26 protein-coding genes are annotated in these 22,415 nt (G+C 68.3%); 20 read left to right on the plus strand and 6 right to left on the minus strand.

What is annotated here, in order from left to right:
• Positions 1-99 precede the first annotated feature (99 nt).
• A complete protein-coding gene (locus OSC27_RS10935; RefSeq protein ID WP_267181485.1) occupies positions 100-543 on the minus strand; it encodes a hypothetical protein in 444 nt (147 codons plus the stop codon).
• Positions 540-1,202: a hypothetical protein gene (locus OSC27_RS10940; RefSeq protein WP_267181486.1), complete on the minus strand. Its 663-nt coding sequence runs from the start codon at positions 1,200-1,202 to the stop codon at positions 540-542. The genes OSC27_RS10935 and OSC27_RS10940 overlap by 4 nt, the downstream gene beginning before the upstream one ends.
• 154 nt (positions 1,203-1,356) lie before the next feature.
• Between OSC27_RS10940 and OSC27_RS10945 the strand changes: the two genes are divergently transcribed.
• Positions 1,357-2,085: a DUF308 domain-containing protein gene (locus tag OSC27_RS10945; protein ID WP_267181487.1), complete on the plus strand. Its 729-nt coding sequence runs from the start codon at positions 1,357-1,359 to the stop codon at positions 2,083-2,085.
• A complete protein-coding gene (locus OSC27_RS10950; RefSeq protein WP_267181488.1) occupies positions 2,082-2,384 on the plus strand; it encodes a hypothetical protein in 303 nt (100 codons plus the stop codon). The genes OSC27_RS10945 and OSC27_RS10950 overlap by 4 nt, the downstream gene beginning before the upstream one ends.
• A 52-nt stretch (positions 2,385-2,436) precedes the next feature.
• On the opposite strand, the gene purB is transcribed toward OSC27_RS10950, so the two are convergent.
• Together purB and OSC27_RS10960 are read right to left on the minus strand one after the other, a co-directional pair.
• Entirely contained in the window at positions 2,437-3,819 is a 1,383-nt protein-coding gene (purB, locus tag OSC27_RS10955) for an adenylosuccinate lyase (protein WP_267181489.1), read from the minus strand.
• Entirely contained in the window at positions 3,816-4,385 is a 570-nt protein-coding gene (locus OSC27_RS10960) for a low molecular weight protein-tyrosine-phosphatase (protein ID WP_267181490.1), read from the minus strand. The genes purB and OSC27_RS10960 overlap by 4 nt, the downstream gene beginning before the upstream one ends.
• A gap of 154 nt (positions 4,386-4,539) precedes the next feature.
• Between OSC27_RS10960 and OSC27_RS10965 the strand changes: the two genes are divergently transcribed.
• A complete protein-coding gene (locus OSC27_RS10965) occupies positions 4,540-4,848 on the plus strand; it encodes a hypothetical protein (protein ID WP_267181491.1) in 309 nt (102 codons plus the stop codon).
• Positions 4,841-6,316 (plus strand): hypothetical protein, encoded by a 1,476-nt coding sequence (locus tag OSC27_RS10970; protein WP_267181492.1) that lies wholly within the window; start codon positions 4,841-4,843, stop codon positions 6,314-6,316. The genes OSC27_RS10965 and OSC27_RS10970 overlap by 8 nt, the downstream gene beginning before the upstream one ends.
• On the opposite strand, the gene OSC27_RS10975 is transcribed toward OSC27_RS10970, so the two are convergent.
• Positions 6,288-6,677: a phage holin family protein gene (locus tag OSC27_RS10975; protein ID WP_267181493.1), complete on the minus strand. Its 390-nt coding sequence runs from the start codon at positions 6,675-6,677 to the stop codon at positions 6,288-6,290. The two genes, OSC27_RS10970 and OSC27_RS10975, sit on opposite strands and share 29 nt — an antisense overlap.
• Positions 6,678-6,717: 40 nt before the next feature.
• Between OSC27_RS10975 and OSC27_RS10980 the strand changes: the two genes are divergently transcribed.
• The 4 genes from OSC27_RS10980 to OSC27_RS10995 all read left to right on the plus strand — a co-directional run bounded on the left by OSC27_RS10980 (position 6,718) and on the right by OSC27_RS10995 (position 11,486).
• Complete coding sequence (locus OSC27_RS10980) at positions 6,718-7,824, plus strand: histidinol-phosphate transaminase (RefSeq protein ID WP_267181494.1); 1,107 nt, start codon at positions 6,718-6,720, stop codon at positions 7,822-7,824.
• Between the two features lie 4 nt (positions 7,825-7,828).
• Complete coding sequence (locus OSC27_RS10985) at positions 7,829-8,962, plus strand: thiamine pyrophosphate-dependent dehydrogenase E1 component subunit alpha (protein WP_267181495.1); 1,134 nt, start codon at positions 7,829-7,831, stop codon at positions 8,960-8,962.
• 155 nt (positions 8,963-9,117) lie between these two features.
• The gene (locus OSC27_RS10990) at positions 9,118-10,083 is read left to right on the plus strand and encodes an alpha-ketoacid dehydrogenase subunit beta (protein WP_267181735.1); all 966 of its coding nucleotides are present in this window, start codon (positions 9,118-9,120) and stop codon (positions 10,081-10,083) included.
• 35 nt (positions 10,084-10,118) lie between these two features.
• Entirely contained in the window at positions 10,119-11,486 is a 1,368-nt protein-coding gene (locus OSC27_RS10995) for a dihydrolipoamide acetyltransferase family protein (RefSeq protein ID WP_267181496.1), read from the plus strand.
• 19 nt (positions 11,487-11,505) lie between these two features.
• On the opposite strand, the gene OSC27_RS11000 is transcribed toward OSC27_RS10995, so the two are convergent.
• Positions 11,506-12,333 carry a DUF1206 domain-containing protein gene (locus tag OSC27_RS11000; RefSeq protein ID WP_267181497.1) on the minus strand — a complete coding sequence of 276 codons (828 nt, stop codon included), beginning with the start codon at positions 12,331-12,333 and terminating at the stop codon, positions 11,506-11,508.
• A gap of 308 nt (positions 12,334-12,641) precedes the next feature.
• On the opposite strand from OSC27_RS11000, the gene OSC27_RS11005 reads away from it, so the two are divergent.
• The 12 genes from OSC27_RS11005 (at position 12,642) to OSC27_RS11060 (ending at position 22,394) form a co-directional block, all read left to right on the plus strand.
• Complete coding sequence (locus tag OSC27_RS11005; RefSeq protein WP_267181498.1) at positions 12,642-13,958, plus strand: quaternary amine ABC transporter ATP-binding protein; 1,317 nt, start codon at positions 12,642-12,644, stop codon at positions 13,956-13,958.
• Entirely contained in the window at positions 13,955-14,938 is a 984-nt protein-coding gene (locus OSC27_RS11010; RefSeq protein ID WP_267181499.1) for an ABC transporter permease, read from the plus strand. The genes OSC27_RS11005 and OSC27_RS11010 overlap by 4 nt, the downstream gene beginning before the upstream one ends.
• Positions 14,939-15,031: 93 nt before the next feature.
• Positions 15,032-15,940, plus strand: a complete 909-nt coding sequence (locus OSC27_RS11015; protein WP_267181500.1) for a glycine betaine ABC transporter substrate-binding protein — start codon at positions 15,032-15,034, stop codon at positions 15,938-15,940.
• A 242-nt stretch (positions 15,941-16,182) separates the two neighbouring features.
• On the plus strand, positions 16,183-17,139 hold the full coding sequence (locus OSC27_RS11020; RefSeq protein WP_267181501.1) for a metal ABC transporter solute-binding protein, Zn/Mn family: 957 nt from the start codon (positions 16,183-16,185) through the stop codon (positions 17,137-17,139).
• Positions 17,085-17,996 carry a metal ABC transporter ATP-binding protein gene (locus OSC27_RS11025; protein WP_416348846.1) on the plus strand — a complete coding sequence of 304 codons (912 nt, stop codon included), beginning with the start codon at positions 17,085-17,087 and terminating at the stop codon, positions 17,994-17,996. The genes OSC27_RS11020 and OSC27_RS11025 overlap by 55 nt, the downstream gene beginning before the upstream one ends.
• An 11-nt stretch (positions 17,997-18,007) precedes the next feature.
• On the plus strand, positions 18,008-18,910 hold the full coding sequence (locus OSC27_RS11030) for a metal ABC transporter permease (protein ID WP_267181736.1): 903 nt from the start codon (positions 18,008-18,010) through the stop codon (positions 18,908-18,910).
• Between the two features lie 9 nt (positions 18,911-18,919).
• Positions 18,920-19,321 (plus strand): Fur family transcriptional regulator, encoded by a 402-nt coding sequence (locus OSC27_RS11035; protein ID WP_267181503.1) that lies wholly within the window; start codon positions 18,920-18,922, stop codon positions 19,319-19,321.
• 165 nt (positions 19,322-19,486) lie between these two features.
• Entirely contained in the window at positions 19,487-19,723 is a 237-nt protein-coding gene (gene rpmB, locus OSC27_RS11040; protein ID WP_027464952.1) for a 50S ribosomal protein L28, read from the plus strand.
• Positions 19,723-19,890, plus strand: a complete 168-nt coding sequence (gene rpmG, locus OSC27_RS11045; RefSeq protein ID WP_085367414.1) for a 50S ribosomal protein L33 — start codon at positions 19,723-19,725, stop codon at positions 19,888-19,890. Before rpmB ends, rpmG begins: the two co-directional genes overlap by 1 nt.
• A gap of 3 nt (positions 19,891-19,893) precedes the next feature.
• Positions 19,894-20,199 (plus strand): 30S ribosomal protein S14, encoded by a 306-nt coding sequence (gene rpsN / locus OSC27_RS11050; protein WP_267181504.1) that lies wholly within the window; start codon positions 19,894-19,896, stop codon positions 20,197-20,199.
• Positions 20,200-20,529: 330 nt separating this feature from the next.
• Positions 20,530-21,474, plus strand: a complete 945-nt coding sequence (locus OSC27_RS11055) for a dihydrodipicolinate synthase family protein (protein WP_267181505.1) — start codon at positions 20,530-20,532, stop codon at positions 21,472-21,474.
• Between the two features lie 38 nt (positions 21,475-21,512).
• The gene (locus tag OSC27_RS11060; RefSeq protein WP_267181506.1) at positions 21,513-22,394 is read left to right on the plus strand and encodes an ABC transporter permease; all 882 of its coding nucleotides are present in this window, start codon (positions 21,513-21,515) and stop codon (positions 22,392-22,394) included.
• Positions 22,395-22,415: the final 21 nt, after the last annotated feature.

Raw genomic sequence — 22,415 nt, forward strand, 5'->3', positions numbered from 1 at the left:
CGCCGGTCGGGCGCAGGGCGAGCATATCCTCAGTACCCCAACGAATACAAGCGGCGTGAAGCGAATGCGAGGAGCACTGAGAGACCAAGGGCCGCGCCGTCAGCCGATCACCCCATGAGCGCGCTCGCGAGGGCGCCAGCGTGCCGCTGTAATGAAGAGCGTCACGATGACGACACCGAGACCGAGGGTGAAGGGCAGCGCCGCCGGGCTGATGAGTCGCGCGGAGGGCCCAGGCAGAATCAGCATGGGCCCGTCAGACTGTGAAGACGAGTACGAGAACGACCCATCCGGGCCCTCAGTGAAATCGATCCAGTGCTGCGGTCGTGTCGGTGAGCCGAGGGTCACGGCAGAAATTACGCGACGCTGCTGCACCCCCTGCCGGATCTCGTGCAGTCGATCCGCGCTGACCGTCGCCCCGTGCTTGACCGAGATGGTGACAGCCGAGTCGCGGATGCGCTGCTGCGCGTCGACGGCAAGACACCCCACGCCGAGCAGCATCACAACGACGCCGAGCAGCCCCAGGAGCCTGAGCCGACGGGTCACCAGGCCCAGCTTCCGTGGTCGCGACCGCCGTCGGCACTCGTCGCTGCCCTCGCGTCGTCCGCGGCGCGCGCGCCCGTTCGACGAGACCGCCACTGTGACGCCGCAAGGAAGGCAGTGCCAACCAGAGTCAGCACGCCGCACGTCAACATCACGGGCGCGAGGCCCCAGAGCACCTGCGGCGTGACGAGGTCACGCGAACTCATATACGACGAGGTCGTGAATCCGAACATCATCTGGGTGGACGTGTAGTAGAGCTGCACTCCGCTGGCGGTCAGCAGCACGCCGAGCACGAGCAGCACGATCACGTATGGGTTGCGCCACGTAACCGAACGCCCAGGAACAGCGGATGCCGGCGAGCCGCCCTCGCCCACGTCGTCAACGGAAGCGGGCGCGGGTGCGGGCACGGCAGCGGCCCGCGGGGCCGCGGCAGCCTCGTCGGCCGCCTGAGGCGCAGGCGGCCCGAGCGGCGCAGGCGGCCCGATCGGCTCAGGCGGTGCGGGGGGCACCCTGCGGGCGGCGGCGGGCGCAGGCGCAGGCGCAGGGGCGGGAGCGTGCGCAGCATCCGCTCGTCTTACTGCCTCACCGCCGTGCTTCTTCGGGTCGTAACCGCGCTGGAACTCCGGGCTGTAGCGCGGGTCGAACGGGCCGTTCTCGGGCATGCGGACCTCCCTCGATGTCGGCACCGCCGCCGGGGAGCCGACGCCGACACTGGCTGGTTCTCGAGCTTAGCGACGCCTCGTGAGCTCGGCTCGGACACTCAGGTCGCGCGTCTAAACTGGAGCGGTTCCCCTCGCACATGAAAGAGGTCGCCGCGTGGCTGCCGCCCCCACCGTTCACGATCGCTACTGGATCGTCGCGCTCGGTCGGGCCCTCGTGGCGCTCGTCGCCGCCGCGATCATCACGTTCGCGGCCGACCATTCCGCCCGCCTGGGCCTCGTCGTGTTCGGCGGCTTCGCCATTCTCACGGGCCTTACGGTCGCGCTGGTCTGTTGGGCTGTGCTGGCCAAGGGCGTGCTGCGTACCCTGTTCGCCGTCTCCGGCATCGTGAGCGTGCTCCTCGGCGCCCTGGCCCTCCTGCTGCAGCAGGGCGGCCTCGGCTGGTTCCTCGCGATCGTCAGCGCGTGGGCCGCGATCACCGGGTTCATCGAGCTCTACGCGGGCCTGCGCGCTCGCCGCCGCCACGCCGCCGCGCGCGACTGGCTCACCATGGGAGGGCTCACCGCCATCCTCGCCATCGTCTTCCTCGTCGTGCCGCCGGACATCGCCCAGCACTTCCGGGGCCCCGACGGCGTCGACCGCAGCCTCACCTCGTCGGTCATTCTCGTCGGCGCGTTCGGCGCATACTGCGCCATCGTGTGCGTGTACCTCGCCATCGGCGGCTTCTCGCTCAAGTGGGGCACACAGAGTGCGGATGCGGCAGCGCTCCGCGCCGCCGACCCCGGCCCGGGTGAACCGCGCTCGGGCGAATCGCAGCCGAGCGAGCCGCAGCCGAGCGCGGTGCCGCCGAGCGTGGGGCAGTCAAACGTGGAGGACAGGGCATGAGCAACGACAAGAACCGCGACGAGCGTGAGCCGGTGACGCCGATGCCCCTGCCCGGCATGAGCTACGAACCGAGCAGAAAAGACCGGCTGCGCCCCGCCGAGCTGCTCATTTTCTCCGGCATTCTTGCCGTGTTCGTCGGTCTCGTGGTGCTCATCGCCACTCGCGAGTTCCTGCTTGCAGGCATCTCGCTCGGCGTCGTCTTCATCGTGTGCCTGGTGGTGCTCGCGATGTTCTCGCTGAGCTTCAAGTCGAAGCCGGAAGAAGAGGAAGACCTGCGCCAGCAGGACGAGGGCAAGTAGGGTCGGCTGGGCCCGGGTCAAGCGGCCGGCGTCGCGTGAGGCCGGCGAAGCCTCAGCCGAGGTAGTCGACGAGTGACGCGGCGAGCCCCACATACCCGGCGGGCGTGAGCGAACGCAGGCGCTCCTTGGCTTCGGCGCCGATGTCGAGGCCGTCGACGAACGCGGCCAGCTCGGTCTGCCCGATGCGCTTGCCCCGCGTCAGCTCTTTCAGCAGCGCGTACGGGTCGCTGATCGACGAGCGCCCCGCCGTGACCTCCGCCCGGATCACCGTCTGGATCGCCTCGGCCAGAACCTCCCAGTTCGCGTCGAGGTCGGCCGCGAGCGCCTGCCGGTCGAGCGAGATCTCGCCGAGACCGCGCCGCAGGTTGTCGAGCGCGAGCAGCGAGTGGCCGAGACCCACGCCGATGTTGCGCTGCGTCGTGGAGTCGGTGAGGTCGCGCTGCAGCCGGCTCGTCACGAGCGTGGCCGCGAGCGAGTCGAGCACGGCACAGCTGAGCTCGAGGTTGGCCTCGGCGTTCTCGAACCGAATCGGGTTGATCTTGTGCGGCATGGTCGACGAGCCGGTCGCGCCCGCCTGCGGGATCTGCCGAAAGTACCCGAGCGAGATGTACGTCCACGCGTCGGTAGCGAGGTTGTGCAGCACCCGGTTCGCGTGCGCGACGCGGCCGTACAGCTCGGACTGCCAGTCATGCGACTCGATCTGGGTCGTGAGTGGGTTCCAGGTGAGGCCGAGCGAGGTGACGAACTCGCGTGAGATCGCCGGCCAGTCGGCGCTCGGATCGGCGGCGAGGTGCGCGGCGAACGTGGCCGTCGCGCCGCTGAACTTGCCCAGGTACTCGGTCTCGACGACCTGGCGGCGGATGCGCTCGAGCCGGTGCACGAACACCGCGAGCTCCTTGCCCATGGTGGTCGGGGTAGCAGGCTGACCGTGGGTGCGCGCGAGCATCGCATCCGCTCGGTAGTCGACGGCAGTGGCGCGCAGCGCCTGCATGACGGCGTCGAGGGCGGGCAGCCACACCTCGGTCACGGCCGCCCGCACGGTGAGGGCGTAGGAGAGGTTGTTGATGTCTTCGCTCGTGGCGGCGAAGTGCGTGAGCTCGGCAATGTGGCCGAGGCCGAGGGCGTCGAGGCGCGAGCGCACGAGGTACTCGACGGCCTTCACGTCGTGACGCGTGACCGCCTCAAGCTTGGCCAGCTCGTCGATCTCGGCCTGCCCGAACTCGGCGGCAAGCGCACGCAGGCTCGCGGTCTGCTCGTCGGTGAGCGGCGCCGCGCCGAACATGCGGTGGCCCGTGAGGTAGATGAGCCACTCCACCTCGACGTGCACCCGCGCGCGGTTGAGCCCTGCCTCCGAGAGGTGGTCGCCCAGCTCGGTGACGGCTGCGCGGTACCGCCCGTCGAGCGGGCTCAGCGGCTGCGGGGGCAGGGAGGTCATGTCGTTCGGCCCTTCTCTGGCGTTCTTGAGGAATTCGTCGAGCGGATGCGCGTTGCCGACGCCGCACGAAGGGCCGGCTCGAGCTGGGCGAACAGGGCCTGGCAGGCGCTCTCGATGGTCGTGAGCACCGAGTCGAACATGGCCGCGTCGGAGTAGTAAGGGTCGGCCACGTCGGTCTGCCCGGCCGTCTGCGGATCGAAGCTCAGCATGAGCTGCACCTTGCTGCGGTCGAGCTCGGTGGGGGCCCACGACGTCAGGATGCGTTCGTGGCTTCGGTCGAGGGCGACGATGAGGTCGAGGCGCTCGAACGAGTCGACCTCGAACTGCCTGGCTCGGTGGCGGCTGCCGTCGTAGCCTCGCGCCGCGAGCGCGACGACCGTACGCGGGTCTGCCCCTTCGCCGACGTGCCACTCCCCCGTGCCCGCCGAGCTGACCTCGAGGCTGTCGCCGAGGCCGGCGGCCGCGGCCAGCTGCCGCAGTACGACCTCGGCCATGGGCGAGCGGCAGATGTTGCCCGTGCACACGAAGCACACGCGGAACGGCGCGGGCTCTGGCGCGAAGGTCATGCCCCCATTCTGGTGCATTCCGCCGGCACGACCGTGCTGCTCCTGCACAGCCGGCCCTTCTCTGGCCCTGTACCCGGATGCGCGGCGCCGCGGGGGCGCGGGCGCCGACAGGCGCGAGCCTTGGTTCACAACCACACGAGCGGAGGGGGAACGAGTGACCGATGCCGAAGCGGGCGGGCTGCCGAGCGCCGCCCAGGCCGAGCGCGAGCGCCTGAGCGTGCTGCACCGGCTTCTGACGCAGGTGCGAGGCGACGTCGAGGCGGGCCGCGCGAGCGTGCCAGACGACGGTGGGTCGTTCTGGCGGTCGACGGCGCAGCGCGAGTACGCCAGGGGCCTCGGCGAACTGCGGCACCTGCTGGGCCACGCCGTCGCCACACTCGATGACGCCATCGCCTGCGCCGAGACGGCGATCCGACGCATCGACCTCCACCTGAACGACATGATCGGAGCCGCCCGTGGGTGACCTGGTGCTCTCGGGCGGCGGGCTCACGACCGTCGGAACCGACGAGATGCTCGAACATGCCCGCGTGCTCTCGGCGCTCGCGACGAACGCCGAGGGGTGGGGCAGGCGGCTGTCGGCACAGACGCTCGCGCTCGAGGCGCCCGCATCCGGCTCAGCGTTCTGGAGCCTGCGCCGTGACGACGCGGCCACGCGCGCGCACGCCGCGGTCTCGCTCCTCCGGCAGGCCGGTGCCAGCGCGGGCACACTGTCACGTGCGGTGACGCAATCGGCTGAGAACTACGGCCGGGCCGAACGCACGGCGAAGCACCTCGCGGGCGAGGCCGACGGGCTGCTCGGGTGGCTGATCGGCATGTCTCTTGCCTCCCCGGCGACCATCCTCATCATCACGGCCACGGCGCTCACGGGCGCGGTCGGCTTCGGCGTCTCCGCCTGGTTCACCGGCTCGGCGAACGCCAGCTTCGCCCAACTGGGCAAACGCGTTCGCAGCAGTGGGCTGCTGAGCGACCCGCGGTTCGTCTCGCTCGTCGGGCGAGCCATCTCGGCGTCCGACAATGTCATGCTGGGCTCAGCCCACGTGCCGCTGCCCATTGTGAGGGCGCTCGACGACGACAAGACGGGCTGGTTCGGGCTGCGCGGCGCGGGTCGAACTCTCATCGCGCTCGCCGGCCCGACCCTGCTGAAGGAGACGGCCGTCAGCGTGCATCGCTGGAACGGGAAGAACGCGAGCCGTGCGGCGGCGGCGCCGGCCGGCTTCGAAGACCTGGCCGAACGCATCCCGAAGAGCGCCGAAGGCAAGCCGCAGGTCCGCCTCGAGAGCTACGCGGTGCCGGGGGAAGATCGCCCGCGCTGGGTGGTCTATGTGGGCGGCACCGTCGACACGGGGTTCGTCGCTGCGGGTGAGCCGTGGGACGACACGGCGAACGTGCAGGGCGTCGCACAGCTCGACCCCGGGTCGGTGCGGGCGACGCTCGACGCCATGCGGGATGCCGGCGCGAAGCCGGGCGACAAGGTGTTCGCCGTGGGCTACTCGCAGGGCGGCATCGTGGCGACCGACGTCGTGCGTCAGGGTGGCTTCACCAACGGCGGGCTCGTCACCTTCGGCTCGCCGACAGGGCAGATGGACGTGCCCGCCGAGGTGCCGAACGTGGCGGTCGAGGTGAAGGAGGACCTGATTCCGCACCTGGGAGGCGAACCGAGGGATGCTGCGCACGGCGGCCTCGACCGGGTGCTCGTGCGCCGCAGCATCTACGACGACAGCCCTCCCCCGGCCGACGAGCTGCTTCCCGCCCACGCCCTGTCGAACTACCGCGAGACTGCGGCGATGATGGATGGCGCGAGCGATCCTCGGCTCGCGGGCATGCGCGACCATCTCGCGGCGTTCACGGGCGGGGCGACGCCCGACGTCTCCTCGTGGCGGGCGGACCGCGTCGCGCCCGGGGTCAGCGGCGAACCAGGGGTCGCACGATGAGCCCGATCAGCCAGCTGATGACCGCGAGAACGAGCGCGCCCCACACGCCGGCCCAGAAGCCGCTGACGATGAGGCCGAAGCCCATGAGCGAGCTGATCCACGCGACGAGCAGCAGGAGCAGACCATTGATGATCAGGGCGATGAGGCCGAGCGTGATGATGTACAGCGGGAAAGCGACGATCCGCACCGCCGTGCCGACCACCCCGTTGACGATGCCGAAGATGAGTGCGATCAGCAGAAACGTCAGCACCAGCTGCAGGTCGCCGCCTGGGCTGAACGCCTTGACGTCGACCCCGGCGACGATCAGCGTGGTGAACCACAGCGCGAGGGCGTTGATGATCAGCTTCACGAGGAATCTCATCGCTCCACTATGTCAGGGTGCTCCCGGTAAGTTAACCCTCGTGAGTGAAGCCGAACCGCTGCCCGTGAAGATCCGCGCGGAGATCGCCGCGGCGGCCGCGTACGCGCAGGGCAGAACGGCGGGCGAGTCGGGGTTCAAGCTGTCGAGCAACGAGAATCCATACCCTCCGTTGCCGTCGGTGCTCGAGGTCTACCGCGCCCAGTCCGCGCTCAATCGCTATCCCGCTGCGGCAGCCCCCGAACTGCGCGAAAGGCTTGCCGAGCGTTTCGGCGTGACGAGCGCCCATGTGCACATCGGCGCCGGCTCCGTCTCGCTGCTGGCCCAATTCATCGCCGCGGCGGCCAGCGTCGGTGACGAGGTGGTCTACGCGTGGCGATCCTTCGAGGCATACCCCGGCCTCGTCACCGTGACGGGTGCGCGCAGTGTTCAGGTGCCCTGCCTGCCGGACGGGCGCCACAATCTGCCCGCCATGGCACGCGCCGTCACCGAGCGCACGCGGGTCGTCATCGTGTGCACCCCCAACAACCCCACGAGCACGATCGTCACACGCGACGAGTTCGAGACGTTCATGGCCGCCGTGCCATCCGACACTCTCGTGCTGCTCGACGAGGCGTACTACGAGTTCGTCACCGACCCGCAGGCGGTTGACGGCAAGCCCCTGCTGCCGCGATACCCCAACCTGGTGGTTCTGCGCACGTTCTCGAAGGCGTACGGTCTGGCGGCGCTGCGCGTGGGCTACGCGGTGGGCCAGCCCGGCATCATGGCGGCCGCCCGCTCGGCCGCCATCCCGCTCTCGGTGACGGACGCCGCGCAGGCGGCGGCCGTCGCATCCATCGAGCATGAAGACGAATTGATGGAACGCGTGGCCCGCATCGCTCTGCAGCGCGACCGCACGCGCGCGGCCCTCATCGACCAGGGCTGGGCGATCCCCGAGGCGCAGGGCAACTTCGTCTGGCTCCCCACCCGAGAGGCGACGGATGCCGCTGCCGACGCGTTCTTCGACGGCGGAATCAGCGTGCGCCCCTTCCACCCCGACGGCATCCGCGTGAGCATCGGCGAGCCCGAGTCTGTGGAGAAACTCCTAAAGATTTCAGGGGAGATTGTCCGGGGCCTACCAAAGGGGCACCCCGGCAAGCGGTTAGGTTAGATGGGTGTCTGCCACCATCGACTCCCCGGGGAGCACGCCGACCGTCCAGCTCGTGACACCGGACGGGCGCTGGCAGCCGAGTGACTCAGCGGAAGAATACCTGCCGTACGTCGAGTCGCTGGGCGAGCACGATCTCAAGCGCTTCTACCGCGACATGGTCGTCATGCGCCAGTTCGACACCGAGGCCGCCAACCTGCAGCGACAGGGTCAGCTCGCCCTGTGGGTGCCGAGCCACGGGCAGGAGGCGGCGCAGGTCGGCTCCGCGTACGCCGCGCGCCCCCAGGACCACATCTTCCCGTCGTATCGGGAGCACGCCGTCGGCATGATCCGCGGCCTCGACATGGTCGACATCCTTCGCATGCTGCGCGGCGTCACCCTCGGCGGCTGGGTGCCGGAGGAGAACGGAAACTTCCACCTCTACACGCTCGTGCTCGCCTCGCAGACCCTGCACGCGACCGGGTACGCCATGGGCATGCAGCTCGACGGTTCGAGCGGAACAGGCAACCCCGAGACGGATGCCGCGGTGCTCGTCTACTTCGGAGACGGCGCCTCGTCCCAGGGCGACACAAGCGAGTCGCTCGTGTTCGCCGCGAGCTACCAGACGCCGCAGGTGTTCTTCCTGCAGAACAATCACTGGGCCATCTCGGTGCCCGTGGCGCGGCAGTCGCGCACGCCCCTGTACCTGCGCGGCAGCGGCTTCGGCGTTCCGGGCACGCGCGTTGACGGCAACGACGTGCTCGCGAGCTACGCCGTCACGGCGAAGTGGCTCGACGACGCGCGCGCCGGGCACGGCCCCGCGCTGATCGAAGCGCTCACCTACCGCGTCGGCGCACACACCACCGCCGACGACCCCACCAAGTACCGCACCGACGACGAACTCGCCTCCTGGGTGCAGCGTGACCCGATCGTGCGGTTCGTCGCGCACCTGCGCACGCTGGGCGTGGAGCAGGAGTTCCTCGACGCGGTTGACCAGGAGGCGGCCGACATCGCCGACGACGCCCGCCGCCGGGTGCTTCAGCTCGGACCGCCGAGCGTCGGGCGCATGTTCGAGAACGTGTATGCCGAGCCGCATCCGCTTGTGGAGGAGCAGCAGGAGTGGCTGGCACGCTACGAGGAGTCATTCGGGGAGCAGGCATGATTCAGACGGACGAGACGCGCGGACTGGCCGTCGAGTCGCAGCCGCCGGCCGGGCAGCAGCAACCAGCGGCTGAGCAGGAGCCGCCGGCCGGGCAGCAGCAACCCTCGGCCGAGCCTGCCGCGCCGGCACAGTCCGACCCGCCGACCCGCCTCACCATGCCATTCGGCAAGGCACTCAACGCGGGAATGCGCGCGGCGCTCGCCGCCGACGACCACGTGCTGCTCATGGGCGAGGACATCGGCCCACTCGGCGGCGTCTACCGCATCACCGAGGGGCTGCAGGCCGAATTCGGCGACAAGCGCGTGTTCGACACGCCCCTGGCAGAATCCGGCATCGTCGGCACCGCGATCGGCCTGGCGATGCGCGGGTTCCGCCCGGTGTGCGAGATCCAGTTCGACGGCTTCGTGTTCCCGGCGTTCGACCAGATCACCACCCAGCTCGCCCGCATGCGCAACCGGCACGAGGGCGGCGTCACCATGCCCATCGTGATCCGCATTCCGTTCGGCGGTTCGATCGGCTCCATCGAGCACCACTCCGAGAGCCCCGAGGCGTACTTCGCACACACCCCCGGGCTGCGCGTGGTCGCCCCGGCCACGCCGAACGACGCCTACTGGATGATCCAGGACGCGATCCGCTCGAACGACCCCGTCATCTTCTTCGAGCCGAAGAGCCGCTACTTCACGAAGGGCGAGGTCGACACCACGGTTCCCGCCGCGCCGCTGCACACCAGTCGCATCGCACGCGAGGGCACCGACGTCACCCTCGTGGGCTACGGCGCCATGGTCGACACGCTGCTGCGGGCCGCCGACCTCGCCGCCGCCGAGGGAACGAGCGCCGAGGTCATCGACCTTCGCTCCATCTCACCCCTCGACTTCGGCCCCGTGCTCGAATCCGTTCGCAAGACGGGGCGTCTCGTCGTGGGGCAGGAGGCACCCGGGTTCGTGAGTGTCGCATCCGAGATCGCCGCCACCGTCGCCGAACGTGCCTTCTATTCGCTCGAAGCGCCCGTGCTGCGCGTGACCGCGTTCGACACGCCCTACCCGCCATCCAAGCTCGAGCACGGCTTCATTCCAGACGCCGACCGCATTCTCGAGGCCGTCGACCGAAGCCTGGCCTACTGACGAGCACGGCAACCGCCCCTCGCGAAGGAGTCATCATGAGCCAGTTCAACCTGCCCGACGTGGGCGAGGGCCTGACCGAGGCCGAGATCGTCACGTGGAAGGTCGCCCCCGGCGACACCGTCTCGCTCAACCAGGTGATCGTCGAGATCGAGACCGCCAAGTCGCTCGTCGAACTGCCCTCGCCGTTCGAGGGCGTCGTCGGCGCCCTGCTGGTGCCAGAGGGGCAGACGGTCGAGGTCGGCACCCCCCTCATCACCATCGGTGCAGCGGATGGCGGCGCCGTAGACGCGGCAGCCGACGATGGCCCCGAGCGTGACCTCGTGAGCGACACCGCGGCGAGCGTCTCGCAGGAGGAGGACGAGCCCTCCGCCCCGCTCGTCGGCTATGGCAGCACGGGGCACACGACCTCACGCCGTCGCCGCTCCACACACCCCGGCACGGCGTCGATCCCTGTCGGCCAGCCGGGCCGGCCGGACGCGGGGGCGCAGGCAGCGGTCTCCGCCGCGGGCCGTCGCCCCGAGAGCGTGCCGGCGGCATCCGCTGGGCCTGTCATCGCCAAGCCGCCTATTCGCAAGCTCGCGAAAGACCTCGGGGTCGACCTGACGCTCGTCACGCCGACCGGGTTGCTCGGCGAGGTGACGCGCGACGACGTGATCCGCGAGGCGACGCAGGCGAGCGTGTTCCACAACATTCAGACGCCGCAGTGGCCCGAGACGCGCGAGGACCGCATTCCCGTGAAGGGCGTGCGCAAGGCGATCGCGACGGCGATGGTGTCGAGCGCGTTCACGGCTCCGCACGTGAGTGTGTTCACCGACGTCGACGCGACACGCACCATGGAGTTTGTGAAGCGGCTGAAGAACTCGCCCGACTTCGCCGGCGTGAAGGTGTCGCCGCTCTTGATCATGGCAAAGGCCATCATCTGGGCGGTGCAGCGCAACCCCACCGTGAACTCGACGTGGACCGATGAGGAGATCATCGTGCACCACTTCGTGAACCTGGGCGTCGCCGCTGCCACGCCGCGCGGACTCATCGTGCCGAACGTGAAGGAGGCGCAGTCGATGTCGCTGCTCGAGCTCGCGCAGTCGCTCGAGCAGCTCACACTGACGGCGCGCGACGGGCGCACGACCCCGGCCGACATGGCGAGCGGCACCATCACGGTCACAAACATCGGCGTGTTCGGCATGGATACCGGCACGCCCATTCTGAACCCCGGCGAGGTGGCGATCGTCGCGCTCGGCACCATCAAGCAGAAGCCGTGGGTGGTCGACGGCGAGGTGCGGCCGCGCTATGTGACGACGGTGGGCGCCTCGTTCGACCACCGCGTCGTCGACGGCGATGTGGCGAGCCGGTTCACCGCCGATGTCGCGGCGATCATGGAGGAGCCGGCGCTGCTGCTCGACTGAGCGGCAGCCGCGTTCACGCTCACGCGCCGAGCTTCATATACCGGGCGCGGGCGAACAGGTAGAGCCCGTATGCCATCAGGCCAACCGCCACGATGACGAGCAGCACGCGCCCCGAGGGCAGTGTCGTGAGGTACTTGAGCGCGCCGTCGAGACCGGCCGCCCGCTCCGGGTCCGCAATGAGTGCGGCCGCCGTGAACAGCCCGCCCGCGACGAGAAAACCCACTGCCTTGGCGAAGTGGCCCACCATGCCGAGCGCGTACACGATCACGCGCCGCGCGCCCTGAAGCGGCATCAACTCGTCACGAAATCGGCGACGGATTCCGCGCACCAGGTGCGCGACCCCGATCCCCACCATCACTCCCGCGGCGGCAAGCAGCAGCAGGGTCCCCGGGGGGTTCTCGAGCAGCCAGCGGCTGACGCGGCGCGCGGTGTGCGTGCTCGACGAGCGGCCGCCGACGGCGTAGACGAAGCAGGCGCCGCCGACGACGGCGAACCCGAATGCCTTGCCGACATCGGATGAGCGGCGCACGATCCGGGTGCTCTCCTTCAGCGCGGTGACCCACGCGGCATCCGTCAACTGCCACAGCGCGAGCGCGAAGAGCGAGATACTGGCCACCCAAAGCGCGAGGATTCCGCCGGGCGTTCGCGCGATTGCCTCGAGGGCGCCGGACTGGTCGGCCTGCGCCTTCAGGCCGTACGCCACCGTGATGGCGATGACGCCGACGATCACGTGAACGATGCCGTTCGCGACCAGGCCCGTGCGGGCGAGGATGCGCAGAAACAAGCTGGAGTTCACACGGCGAGCGACCGCCTCCAGACGCTCGCGGTCGGAGGACCGGGTTCGCATCCCCCCATCCTACGGTCGCGTCGCCCGCGCATCTTTGATACCGTGGCGGGTGGCCTTCGGGCCGAAACCAGTCCGCGAACGCACGATTGACGCTTACCCGACTTCCGTGCGCACGTATGGTTTGTCGAGGTTGGCGCGGTCCCATGATCGCCCCGCTCGCTCGTCACGAATCGCCCTGGCAGAGGCAGGTCCAGTGCCCGCCGGGCTTGATGTGTGACGCGAGCAATTCCTGGCAGACCCGGCCGAGAAAACGAAAGCTGCACCGCGAACCCGACTCAGGATGAGTCGCGCGTGCAGGGCGTAGACACGTGACCGAAACGATTGCAGTTCGGGCCGAGAACCTCTTCAAGGTGTTCGGCCGCAGACCGAAAGAAGTCGTCAGGCGACTCACCGCCGGCGCAAACAGAGATTCACTGACCTCACTGGGCACCGCGGCCGTCATCGACGCGTCGTTCGATGTGCGTCCCGGCGAGATTTTCGTGGTGATGGGGCTCTCGGGTTCCGGCAAATCCACGCTCATCCGTATGCTCAACGGGCTTCTCGAGCCCACGAGCGGCTCCGTCGAGATCATGGGCAAGCCGATCTCGGGCGTTCCCGCGAAGGTGCTGCGCGGCATCCGTCGACGCAGCGTCTCCATGGTGTTCCAGCACTTCGCGCTGCTGCCGCACCGCACGGTGCTCGACAACGCGGCATACGGGCTCGAGGTGCAGGGCGTCGGCGTCGAGGAGCGGCGTTCGCGCGCCCAGCGCGTCGTCGAGCGCGTCGGGCTCGCCGGCTGGGAAGACAAGCTGCCCGGCCAGCTCTCCGGTGGCATGCAGCAGCGCGTGGGCCTTGCCCGTGCGCTCGCCAGCGACACCGAGATTCTGCTGATGGACGAGGCCTTCTCGGCGCTCGACCCGCTCATTCGCCGTGAGATGCAGGAGCAGCTCGTCGAGCTGCAGCGAGAGCTCGGCAAGACCATCATCTTCATCACGCACGACCTGAACGAGGCCATGTTCCTCGGCGACCGCATCGCTGTCATGCGCGACGGCCGCATTGTGCAGGTCGGCACGCCCGAGGACATTCTGACCGACCCGGCGAACGACTACGTCGCCCAGTTCGTGCAGGATGTCGACCGCGCCCGCGTGCTCACCGCCGCAAGTGTGATGGAGCCCGCCAGGGCCCTCGTCTCGGTCTCGGCGGGGCCGCGCGCCGCCTTGCGCGTCATGCGCGACCTGCAGACGTCGGCCGCGTTCGTGGTGGGCGACGGCCGCACATTTGCCGGCGTGGTGCGCGACCGCGACGTGATGCGCCAGGTGAAGGCCGGCGAGACCGACCTGCGCAAGGCGATCCGGCACGACGGCGGCACCGTAACCGGCGACACGCAGCTCGCCGACCTCTTCGAGGCGTCGGTCGAGAGCGACCTGCCCGTCGCGGTCGTCGACGATCGGCAGCGCCTGCTCGGCCTGATCCCGCGCGTCACGCTGCTGAGCGCGCTCGGCAACGTGCCGAGCAGCACCGCGGAGATTCCTGTGGTCGAGCCGCCGGCGACGATCCCCGTCGAGGTCATCACGCAGACGCTCCTGGCAACGGGAGGCCCGAGCGACGACGACTCGCTCGTCACCGCGGAAGGGGGTGCACGATGACCGACGCACTCTTCCGTCTTCCGCTCGGCAACTGGGTCGAAGACTTCGTCGACTTCGTGACGACCGCGCTCAAGGGCCTGTTCGACGTAATACGCGCGATCTTCGGAGGCTTCTACGAGGGCGTCGACTGGGTATTCGCCGCGCCGCCGTTCTGGGTGCTCATGATCGTGATCGTGGCACTGAGCCTGTGGGCCAGAGGCTGGCTCTTCGGAATCGGCGCCGCGATCGGGCTGGTGCTCATCTACGGCGTGAACCAGTGGGACAACGCCATGCACACCATCGCGCTGACCCTGGTCGCCACCATCATCTCGGTGCTCATCAGCATCCCGGTTGGCATCTGGATGTCGCGGTCGCCGGGCGCCTCCGCGACCATCAGGCCGATCCTCGACTTCTTGCAGACCATGCCGGCGTTCGTGTATCTGATTCCGGCGATCATCCTGTTCAGCGTCGGCGCGGTTCCCGGCATCGTCGCGACGATCCTGTTCGCGATCGCCCCGGGCGTGCGCCTGACTGAGCTCGGCATCCGCGGCGTCGACAAGGAGGTGGTCGAGGCGGGCCACGCATTCGGCGCCTCGCCCGGCCGCATTCTGCGGCAGATCCAGCTGCCGTTGGCTCGCCCGACCATCATGGCCGGCATCAACCAGGTGATCATGCTCTCGCTCTCGATGGTCGTGATCGCCGGCATGGTCGGCTCGCCCGGCCTCGGCAAGCCGATCGTCGCCTCGTTTCAGACGATCGACGTCGGCCTCGGCTTCGAGGCGGGCCTGTCTGTTGTGATCGTCGCGATCCTTCTCGACCGATTGACCTCCACGCTTGGCGCGGGACGCACGCACCGGCTGCTGCCGCACGGCTCTCGTGTGGCACAGGGCACGGATGCTGTCGAGCCCGCCGTGACGACCGGTTCCGGCCCGTCGGCCGCCGTGCCGTCACCCGAGCTGACGCAGCAGCCCAATTCCAACCAGACCTCCGTCGGCGTCTAGCCGTACGGATCTGCGTCGACGACGGCCTCACGGCTGTCTTCGGCGTGCAACCAATCACCCGGTTCACAGCATCGGGTACGAAAGGAACACAGTATGAAGAAGCGTCTTTTGACGACTATCGCGGTGGGGGCGGCGACCGTGCTCGCGCTCGGCGCGTGCTCTGCCGGCGATTCCGGCAGCGGCAGCGGGAGCGACGGGCCGAGCAACGGCGACAAGAAAGACCTGAAGATCGCCGTGTTCAGCGGCTGGGCCGAGGGTGAGGCTGCCTCGTACCTGTGGCAGCAGGTGCTCGAGGAGAAGGGCTACGACGTCTCGCTCGAGTCCGCAACCGCGGGACCGGTGTTCACGGGCGTGAGCCAGGGCGACTATGACGTCACGTTCGACGTGTGGCTGCCGAACACGCACAAGAAGTACTGGGCGAAGTACGGCGACAAGCTCGACGACCTCGGCGCCTGGTACAAGAACGCTCCGCTGACGGTCGCCGTCAACAAGGATGCGCCCATCGACTCGCTCGCCGACCTCGCCGCGAACGCCGACAAGTTCGACAACAAGATCATCGGCATCGAGCCCGGCGCGGGCCTGACCTCGGTCATGAACGACAGCGTCATCCCGCAGTACGGCCTGGACAAGATGGAATTCCAGACCTCCTCGACCGCAGCCATGCTCGCGGCGCTCAAGAAGGCCACCAAGGAGGGCAGCAACATCGTTGTCACCCTGTGGAAGCCGCACTGGGCCTACAGCGCGTTCCCGATCAAGGACCTCAAGGACCCGAAGGGCGCACTCGGCAAGCCCGACCACGTCGACACCGTCGCGCGCACCGGCTTCGAGGATGACTACCCCACGCTCACCTCGTGGCTGAAGAACTTCTCGTTCAGCGACGAGCTGCTCGCCGACCTCGAGAACAAGATGTTCAACAGCGGCGCCGACGAGTCGGACTACCCGGGCATCGTGAAGGACTGGATGGCCGACCACAAGGACTTCGTGGACTCTCTCACGAAGTAGCGTCTCCCGTTGGCTCTCCTGCTGGCTCTCCCGCCGGTCGAGTAGCCGACTCCCCGCTGGTCGAGTAGTCGCGGATGCGACGTATTGAGACCTCTGTCACATCGGCAGGGGTCTCGATACGCTCGTTCCGAGCTACTCGACCAGTGGCGTCTCAGCGAGTTTGACAATCATTATCAATAAGGAGTAGCGTCGGGGAATCGCGGCGACAGGCCGCACCCACTCGACTGAGATCGGCCCCCGTCGTGCGACGCAAGCTCTCCCCCTTCTCTCCGCCTCTGCTCGCGGCGCTGGCCGCCGCGCTTGCCATTCCGCTGGCGCTCGCCGGGTGCGCGAGTGGCACGAGCGGGCCGGGCTCCGGCGGCGGGGGTGCGGATGCGGCATCCGTCAGCATTGTTGCCTCGACGAACGTGTACGGCGACATCGCGCGCACGATCGCCGGCGACAGCGCCACCGTGACCTCGCTCATCGACGACCCGGACCGCGACCCGCACGAGTACGAGGCGACGGGCCGCAACCAGCTGGCCATCTCGAAGGCGAACATCGTGATCGAGAACGGCGGCGGCTACGACGCGTTCGTTGACCGCATGCTCCATTCCGCCGGGCGCGACGATGTGGTCGTGCTGAACGTCGCGACGCTCTCGGGGCGCGACCAGCACCCGGCGGAGGGCGAGTTCAACGAGCACCTCTGGTACGACATGCCAAGCATGGCGAAGCTCGCCACCGCGCTCGCCGATGCGCTCGTGAAGGCGAAGCCGGCCGACGCCGACGCCCTGCACGCGAACGAGCGCGACTTTCTCGCCTCGCTTGCCTCACTCGAGAAGAGGGAGGCCGCGCTCAAGGAGGCCCACGGCGGTGCCGCGGTGGCCATCACCGAGCCCGTTTCCCTCTACATGCTCGAGGCGGCCGGGCTCGTGAACCGCACGCCCAAGGCGTTCAGCGAGGGCATCGAGGAGGATTCCGACGTGGCACCCTCGGTGCTGCGCGACATGCTCGCCCTCTTCGACGACCGCACGGTCGCCGCCCTCATCTACAACGCGCAGACCGAGGGGCCGCAGACCGAGGCCGTGCTGGAGGCGGCGAAGAAGAACGGCATTCCCCGGGTGCCCGTCACCGAGACCATGCCGGCCGGCACGCATTACAGTGCATGGATGCGCCACAACCTCGATGCGATCGGCTCGGCCCTCGGCGGTGGCCGGTGAGCGCGGTACTCAGCCTGCGAGGCGCGAGCCTGCGCTTCGACGACCGCGTGCTGTGGAGCGGGCTGGATCTCGACGTGCGGCCGGGCGAGTTCATCGCGGTGCTCGGCGCGAACGGCTCGGGAAAGACGAGCCTGCTGAAGGTGATCCTCGGCAGGCAGCGGCTGAGCGCGGGAAGCGTGAGCGTGCTCGGCGAGAGCGTGCAGTCGGGCAACCGGCGAATCGGCTACATACCGCAGCAGCGGCTCGCCGACGAGGGAACGCCGCTGCGGGCGCGCGACCTTCTCTCGCTCGGACTCGACGGGCACCGGTGGGGGCTGCCGTGGCCATCGAAGTCTCGGCGCGCGCGCGTGGACGCGGTGCTTGCCTCGGTGGGCGCGTCGCAGTACGCGCGCGTGCCCATCGCGACGCTGTCGGGCGGCGAGCAGCAGAGGCTGCGCGTGGGGCAGGCGCTCGCGGACAACCCGCGGCTGCTGCTGTGTGACGAGCCGTTGCTCTCGCTCGACCTCGCGCATCAGCGGGCGGTGAGCGAGCTGATCGACGAGCACCGCAGCGCGCGCGGGATCGGCGTGCTGTTCGTGACGCACGACGTGAACCCGGTGCTCGGCATGGTGGACCGGGTGCTGTACTTGGCCGGCGGCCGGTTCCGCATCGGCACGCCGGACGAGGTGCTGCGCAGCGAGGTGCTGAGCGAACTGTACGGTTCGCCCGTCGACGTGATCCGCACCCGGGGGCGCATCGTCGTGGTCGGCACGGCCGAGGGGCCGCACGCGCACCCCGACGGCACGCACGCCCAGCACGACGAGCAGCACGACCCGCACCACGCCGACGAGTATCACCATGAGGTGAGGCCGCTGTGATCGCCTCGAGCGTGGCTGCGGCACTCTCGGCGTCGTCGTCTGCCGGCTTCGACTGGAACCAGATCTTCGACTTCACCGACTACGGCGAGCTCATCGTGCTGCTGCACAACTCGCTTCTTGCGGGGGCGGTGCTCGGGCTCGTGGGCGGCCTGATCGGCGTGTTCGTCATGTCGCGCGACATGGCGTTCGCGGTGCACGGCATCAGCGAGCTGTCGTTCGCGGGCGCGTCGGCGGCGCTGCTGCTCGGTGTCGGGGTGGTCGAGGGCTCGCTCGTCGGGTCGCTCGTCGCCGCGCTCCTCATCGGCGTGCTCGGCTCGCGGGCGCGCGACCGCAACTCGATCACGGCCGTGCTCATGCCGTTCGGCCTGGGGCTGGGCATCCTGTGCCTCGCCCTGTACTCCGGCCGCTCGGCGAACAAGTTCGGGCTGCTCACCGGCCAGATCGTCGCGGTCGACGATCCGCAGCTCGGCTGGCTCGGCGTCATCGCGGTCGTCGTCGTCGTGGGGCTCTTCGTGGTGTGGCGCCCGCTCATGTTCGCGAGCGTCGACGCCGATGTGGCCGCCGCTCGCGGCGTGCCCATCCGTGGTCTGTCGATCGTGTTCATGCTGCTGCTCGGGCTCGCGGTCGCCGTGTCGGTGCAGATCGTGGGCGCGCTGCTGGTGCTCTCGATCCTGGTGACGCCCGCGGCGGCGGCGCTGCGGCTGTCGTCATCGCCCGTCATGGTGCCCGTGCTGAGCGTGGTGTTCGCGATGGTGTCGATGGTGGGCGGCATTCTGCTCGCGCTCGGCGGCTCCATTCCCATCAGCCCGTTCGTCACCACCATCTCGTTCCTTATATACGTGGTGTGCCGGGTGATCGCGGTGGTGCGGGCACGGCGCGGCCTGAGCGGCCGCCTGCGCGTTGCCACGGAATAGATTGGAATCATGAAGCGCAACACCTGGCAGCGCGAGGCCGTTCGCGAGGCGCTCGACGCCCGCGAGGGCTTCGTGAGCGCCCAGGGCCTGCACGCCGGGCTGCGCGACGCCGGCTCCCCCATCGGCTTGGCCACGGTGTACCGCGCGCTCGCCGACCTCGCGGTCGAGGGCGAGGCCGACTCCCTGCAGTCACCCGAGGGCGAGAGCCTCTACCGCGCGTGCAGCACGGGTCACCACCACCACCTGATCTGCCGAAACTGCGGTCTCACCATTGAGATCGAAGCGGATGCGGTGGAACGCTGGGCGCAGCAGGTCGCCTCGCGGAACGGCTTCACCCAGGCGCAGCACGTGGTCGACGTGTTCGGCCTGTGCGACGCGTGCAGTTTGCGTGAGGCCCCCGGCACAACGTAAGCTTGCTCGTTGGCTGGGCGGACTCCTCTGCTCAGATCGCATATAAATCCCCCCACCTTTCGAGTTCAGGCTTTTGCGAGCATGAGTTCTCGTGGTTCGGGGATGAATTGTGCCGACAAGAGATCTTGGGCAGAGCATCCGCTCTGCGGTATTGATGGAGGAATCATGGCAGCAGTGTGCCAGGTGACGGGAGCCGTTCCAGGCTTCGGTCACAACATCTCGCACTCGCACCGGCGCACCAAGCGCCGCTTCGACCCGAACGTGCAGAAGAAGACGTACTACGTGCCGTCGCTTCGCCGTAACGTCACCCTGACGCTGAGCGCCAAGGGGATCAAGGTCATCGACGCTCGTGGCATCGAGTCCGTCGTCAAAGACCTGCTGGCTCGCGGGGAGAAGATCTAATGGCAAAGCAGCAGGACGTTCGTCCGATCATCAAGCTTCGTTCGACGGCGGGCACCGGTTACACCTACGTGACCAAGAAGAACCGCCGCAACAACCCCGATCGTCTCGTGCTCAAGAAGTACGACCCCGTAGTGCGCAAGCACGTTGACTTCCGCGAGGAGCGGTAAAACATGGCAAAGAAGAGCAAGATCGCGCGCAACAACCAGCGCAAGGAAATCGTCGACCGCTACGCCGCCAAGCGTCTCGAGCTGAAGAAGGCTCTCGTCGACCCGAACGGCAGCGACGAGTCCCGCGAGGCGGCCCGCGTCGGCCTGCAGAAGCTGCCGCGCAACGCGTCGCCCGTGCGCCTTCGTGGCCGCGACGCCATCGACGGCCGCCCCCGCGGCTTCCTCAGCCAGTTCGGCATCTCGCGCGTGCGTTTCCGCGAGATGGCGCACCGCGGTGAGCTGCCCGGCATCACCAAGTCGAGCTGGTAAGCACCGGCCTCGCACGCATCACGTCTCGAGGGGCGTCGGCTTCGGCCGGCGCCCCTTTTTCGCGCCTGGGGCGCTCTCGACATGCCTGCCGAACGCGCCATGCTTACGCTGTTGACGCGCCAGCCACGTGCCCATTTCACGTCGATGGCGCGCCACCGCCGACGCGCACAAACCCTCCGATCGGCCCACACGAGCGCGCCATCGGCTTCCTCAACAATTGCTCTTGACAGGATGCTACAACCAACGTAGAAAGGACGCAATCGGTTGCGTATCCGGCGCGAATCAGTCAACGTCGACGGGGCCAGCCAACTTTCAACCGAAAGGCAAATCGTGTCTGAACTCAACTTTGACGGCATCCTTCCTGCCAATGTCACCCCCTTCACGAGCGCCGGTGACATCGACTATGACTCGCTTGCCCGCCAGGCTCAGTGGCTGGCTTCCGTCGAGGGCGTGAAGGGAATCGTCTGCAACGGGCATGCCGGCGAGGGCCTCTCGCTGACCACGGATGAGCGCAACGATGTCATTCGAGCGCTCGTCGACGCTGTGGAAGGGCGCGTGCCGATCATCGCGGGCATTGGCGGTGAAGGGTCGAAGGTCGCGGCCGTCGAGGCCACCGAGGCAGCTGCAGCCGGTGCCGAGGCCGTGTTGCTGTACCCGTCGCACGGCTGGCTTCGCTTCGGGTTCCAGCCCGGCGCCCCTCAGGATCGCTATCGCATCGTCGCCGAGGAGTCGGGGCTGCCCCAGGTGCTCTTCATCTACCCGGACGTCACAGCGGCCACCTACAACCTCGACACGATTCTTGAGCTGTGCAGCTTCGACTCGGTCGTGGCGATGAAGAACGGTGTGCGCAACATGCGGCGCTGGGACACGGAGATCCCGGTCGTTCGCGATCAGTATCCGGATGTCAAGGTCATGACCTGTCACGACGAGTACCTCTTCCACACAATGTTCGACGTCGACGGTGCGCTCGTGGGTTACGGCTCGCTTGCCCCCGAGCCCCTGTACGAAATGCTGACGCGAGCGAAGGCGCGCGACTATGCGGGAGCGCGCGCGGTCCATGACAAGCTGCTGCCCCTGACGAAAGCCGTCTACCACCGTGGTTCGCACATGGAGGGATCCGTGGCCCTCAAGCACGGCCTCGTCGCACGCGGAGTGATCGCGACGGCAGATGTGCGCTCTCCGCTGCTGCCACTGCCGGAGGGCGCAGAAGAGGAAGTCGTCTCCGCTTTGAGGTTCGCGGGACTTGGCGCCGCAAAAGTGCCCGAACTCGTCTGATCTTCTCGGCCGCCGATGCCCGAGGAAAGGATACGACCATGAGTACGCAATCGAGTGACACCTCGACGCTGACGGATGACCGAACACCCGCGCCCGCACGGTCACAACAGGTGCGGAAGACCAAGAGCCTCGGCGACAGGACGTTCGACCTCATCGCGGCATCGTGGCGGCCGGCGGCTGTGGTTGTCGGGCTGTTCATTGTCTGGTGGGTGATTACGACTCTGGGCTGGGTGCCGGCGTACCTGATCCCGGCACCGGTCGACGTCTGGCACACGATGACGTCGTCTGCCGGCTTCCTATGGGCGAACGCACTCGTGACGATCTACGAGACGGTTGCGGGATTCATCATCGCTGCGGTCGGCGGAATCGCGATCGCGATGTGGATCGTGTACTCGCCCAATGCGGAGAAGTCACTGTACCCACTCCTGGTCTTCGCGCAGGTCATTCCGAAAGTAGCGATTGCACCGCTATTCGTGATCTGGCTCGGCTTCGGATCGGCGCCGAAGGTGCTTGTTGCCGTGCTTGTGGCATTCTTTCCCGTCGTCGTCTCGACGATCGCCGGACTGCGGTCGGTCGATCCTGATCTGCTCGATCTCGCGTCGACGATGGGGTCGAGCCAATGGAAGACATTCCGCAAGATTCGCTTTCCCGCATCGCTTCCGCACGTCTTCTCCGGGTTGAAGGTGGCAGCCACCCTGGCGGTGATCGGCGCCGTTGTCGGGGAGTTCGTTGGGGCGAACGAGGGCATCGGCTACGTCCTGCTCAATGCCAATGGCAACCTGAACACCCCCATGCTCTACGCCGGGCTCGTCATCCTGTCTGCCATCGGCATCGTCGTGTTCATGGTGATCGAGGTCGCCGAGCGTGTCTTCATCCCGTGGCAGCCGAGTCGTCGGGTGACGGCAACGGCTGCGTCCTGACCACGTGCAGCACCCATCGGT

The sequence above is a fragment of the Microbacterium sp. STN6 genome (assembly GCF_026410545.1).
Classification (GTDB): domain Bacteria; phylum Actinomycetota; class Actinomycetes; order Actinomycetales; family Microbacteriaceae; genus Root112D2.

Bases quoted from the DNA above. Each gene is read 5' to 3' on its own strand.
- OSC27_RS10950 (WP_267181488.1), top strand. From the start codon at position 2,082: ATGAGCAACGACAAGAACCGCGACGAGCGTGAGCCGGTGACGCCGATG.
- purB (WP_267181489.1), bottom strand. From the start codon at position 3,819: ATGACCTCCCTGCCCCCGCAGCCGCTGAGCCCGCTCGACGGGCGGTAC.
- OSC27_RS10990 (WP_267181735.1), top strand. From the start codon at position 9,118: ATGCCATTCGGCAAGGCACTCAACGCGGGAATGCGCGCGGCGCTCGCC.
- OSC27_RS11035 (WP_267181503.1), top strand. From the start codon at position 18,920: ATGAAGCGCAACACCTGGCAGCGCGAGGCCGTTCGCGAGGCGCTCGAC.
- OSC27_RS11060 (WP_267181506.1), top strand. From the start codon at position 21,513: ATGAGTACGCAATCGAGTGACACCTCGACGCTGACGGATGACCGAACA.
- OSC27_RS10960 (WP_267181490.1), bottom strand. From the start codon at position 4,385: ATGACCTTCGCGCCAGAGCCCGCGCCGTTCCGCGTGTGCTTCGTGTGC.
- OSC27_RS11015 (WP_267181500.1), top strand. From the start codon at position 15,032: ATGAAGAAGCGTCTTTTGACGACTATCGCGGTGGGGGCGGCGACCGTG.
- OSC27_RS11010 (WP_267181499.1), top strand. From the start codon at position 13,955: ATGACCGACGCACTCTTCCGTCTTCCGCTCGGCAACTGGGTCGAAGAC.
- OSC27_RS10995 (WP_267181496.1), top strand. From the start codon at position 10,119: ATGAGCCAGTTCAACCTGCCCGACGTGGGCGAGGGCCTGACCGAGGCC.
- rpmG (WP_085367414.1), top strand. From the start codon at position 19,723: ATGGCAAAGCAGCAGGACGTTCGTCCGATCATCAAGCTTCGTTCGACG.
- OSC27_RS11025 (WP_416348846.1), top strand. From the start codon at position 17,085: ATGGATGCGCCACAACCTCGATGCGATCGGCTCGGCCCTCGGCGGTGG.
- rpmB (WP_027464952.1), top strand. From the start codon at position 19,487: ATGGCAGCAGTGTGCCAGGTGACGGGAGCCGTTCCAGGCTTCGGTCAC.
- rpsN (WP_267181504.1), top strand. From the start codon at position 19,894: ATGGCAAAGAAGAGCAAGATCGCGCGCAACAACCAGCGCAAGGAAATC.
- OSC27_RS11000 (WP_267181497.1), bottom strand. From the start codon at position 12,333: ATGCGAACCCGGTCCTCCGACCGCGAGCGTCTGGAGGCGGTCGCTCGC.
- OSC27_RS10975 (WP_267181493.1), bottom strand. From the start codon at position 6,677: ATGAGATTCCTCGTGAAGCTGATCATCAACGCCCTCGCGCTGTGGTTC.
- OSC27_RS10940 (WP_267181486.1), bottom strand. From the start codon at position 1,202: ATGCCCGAGAACGGCCCGTTCGACCCGCGCTACAGCCCGGAGTTCCAG.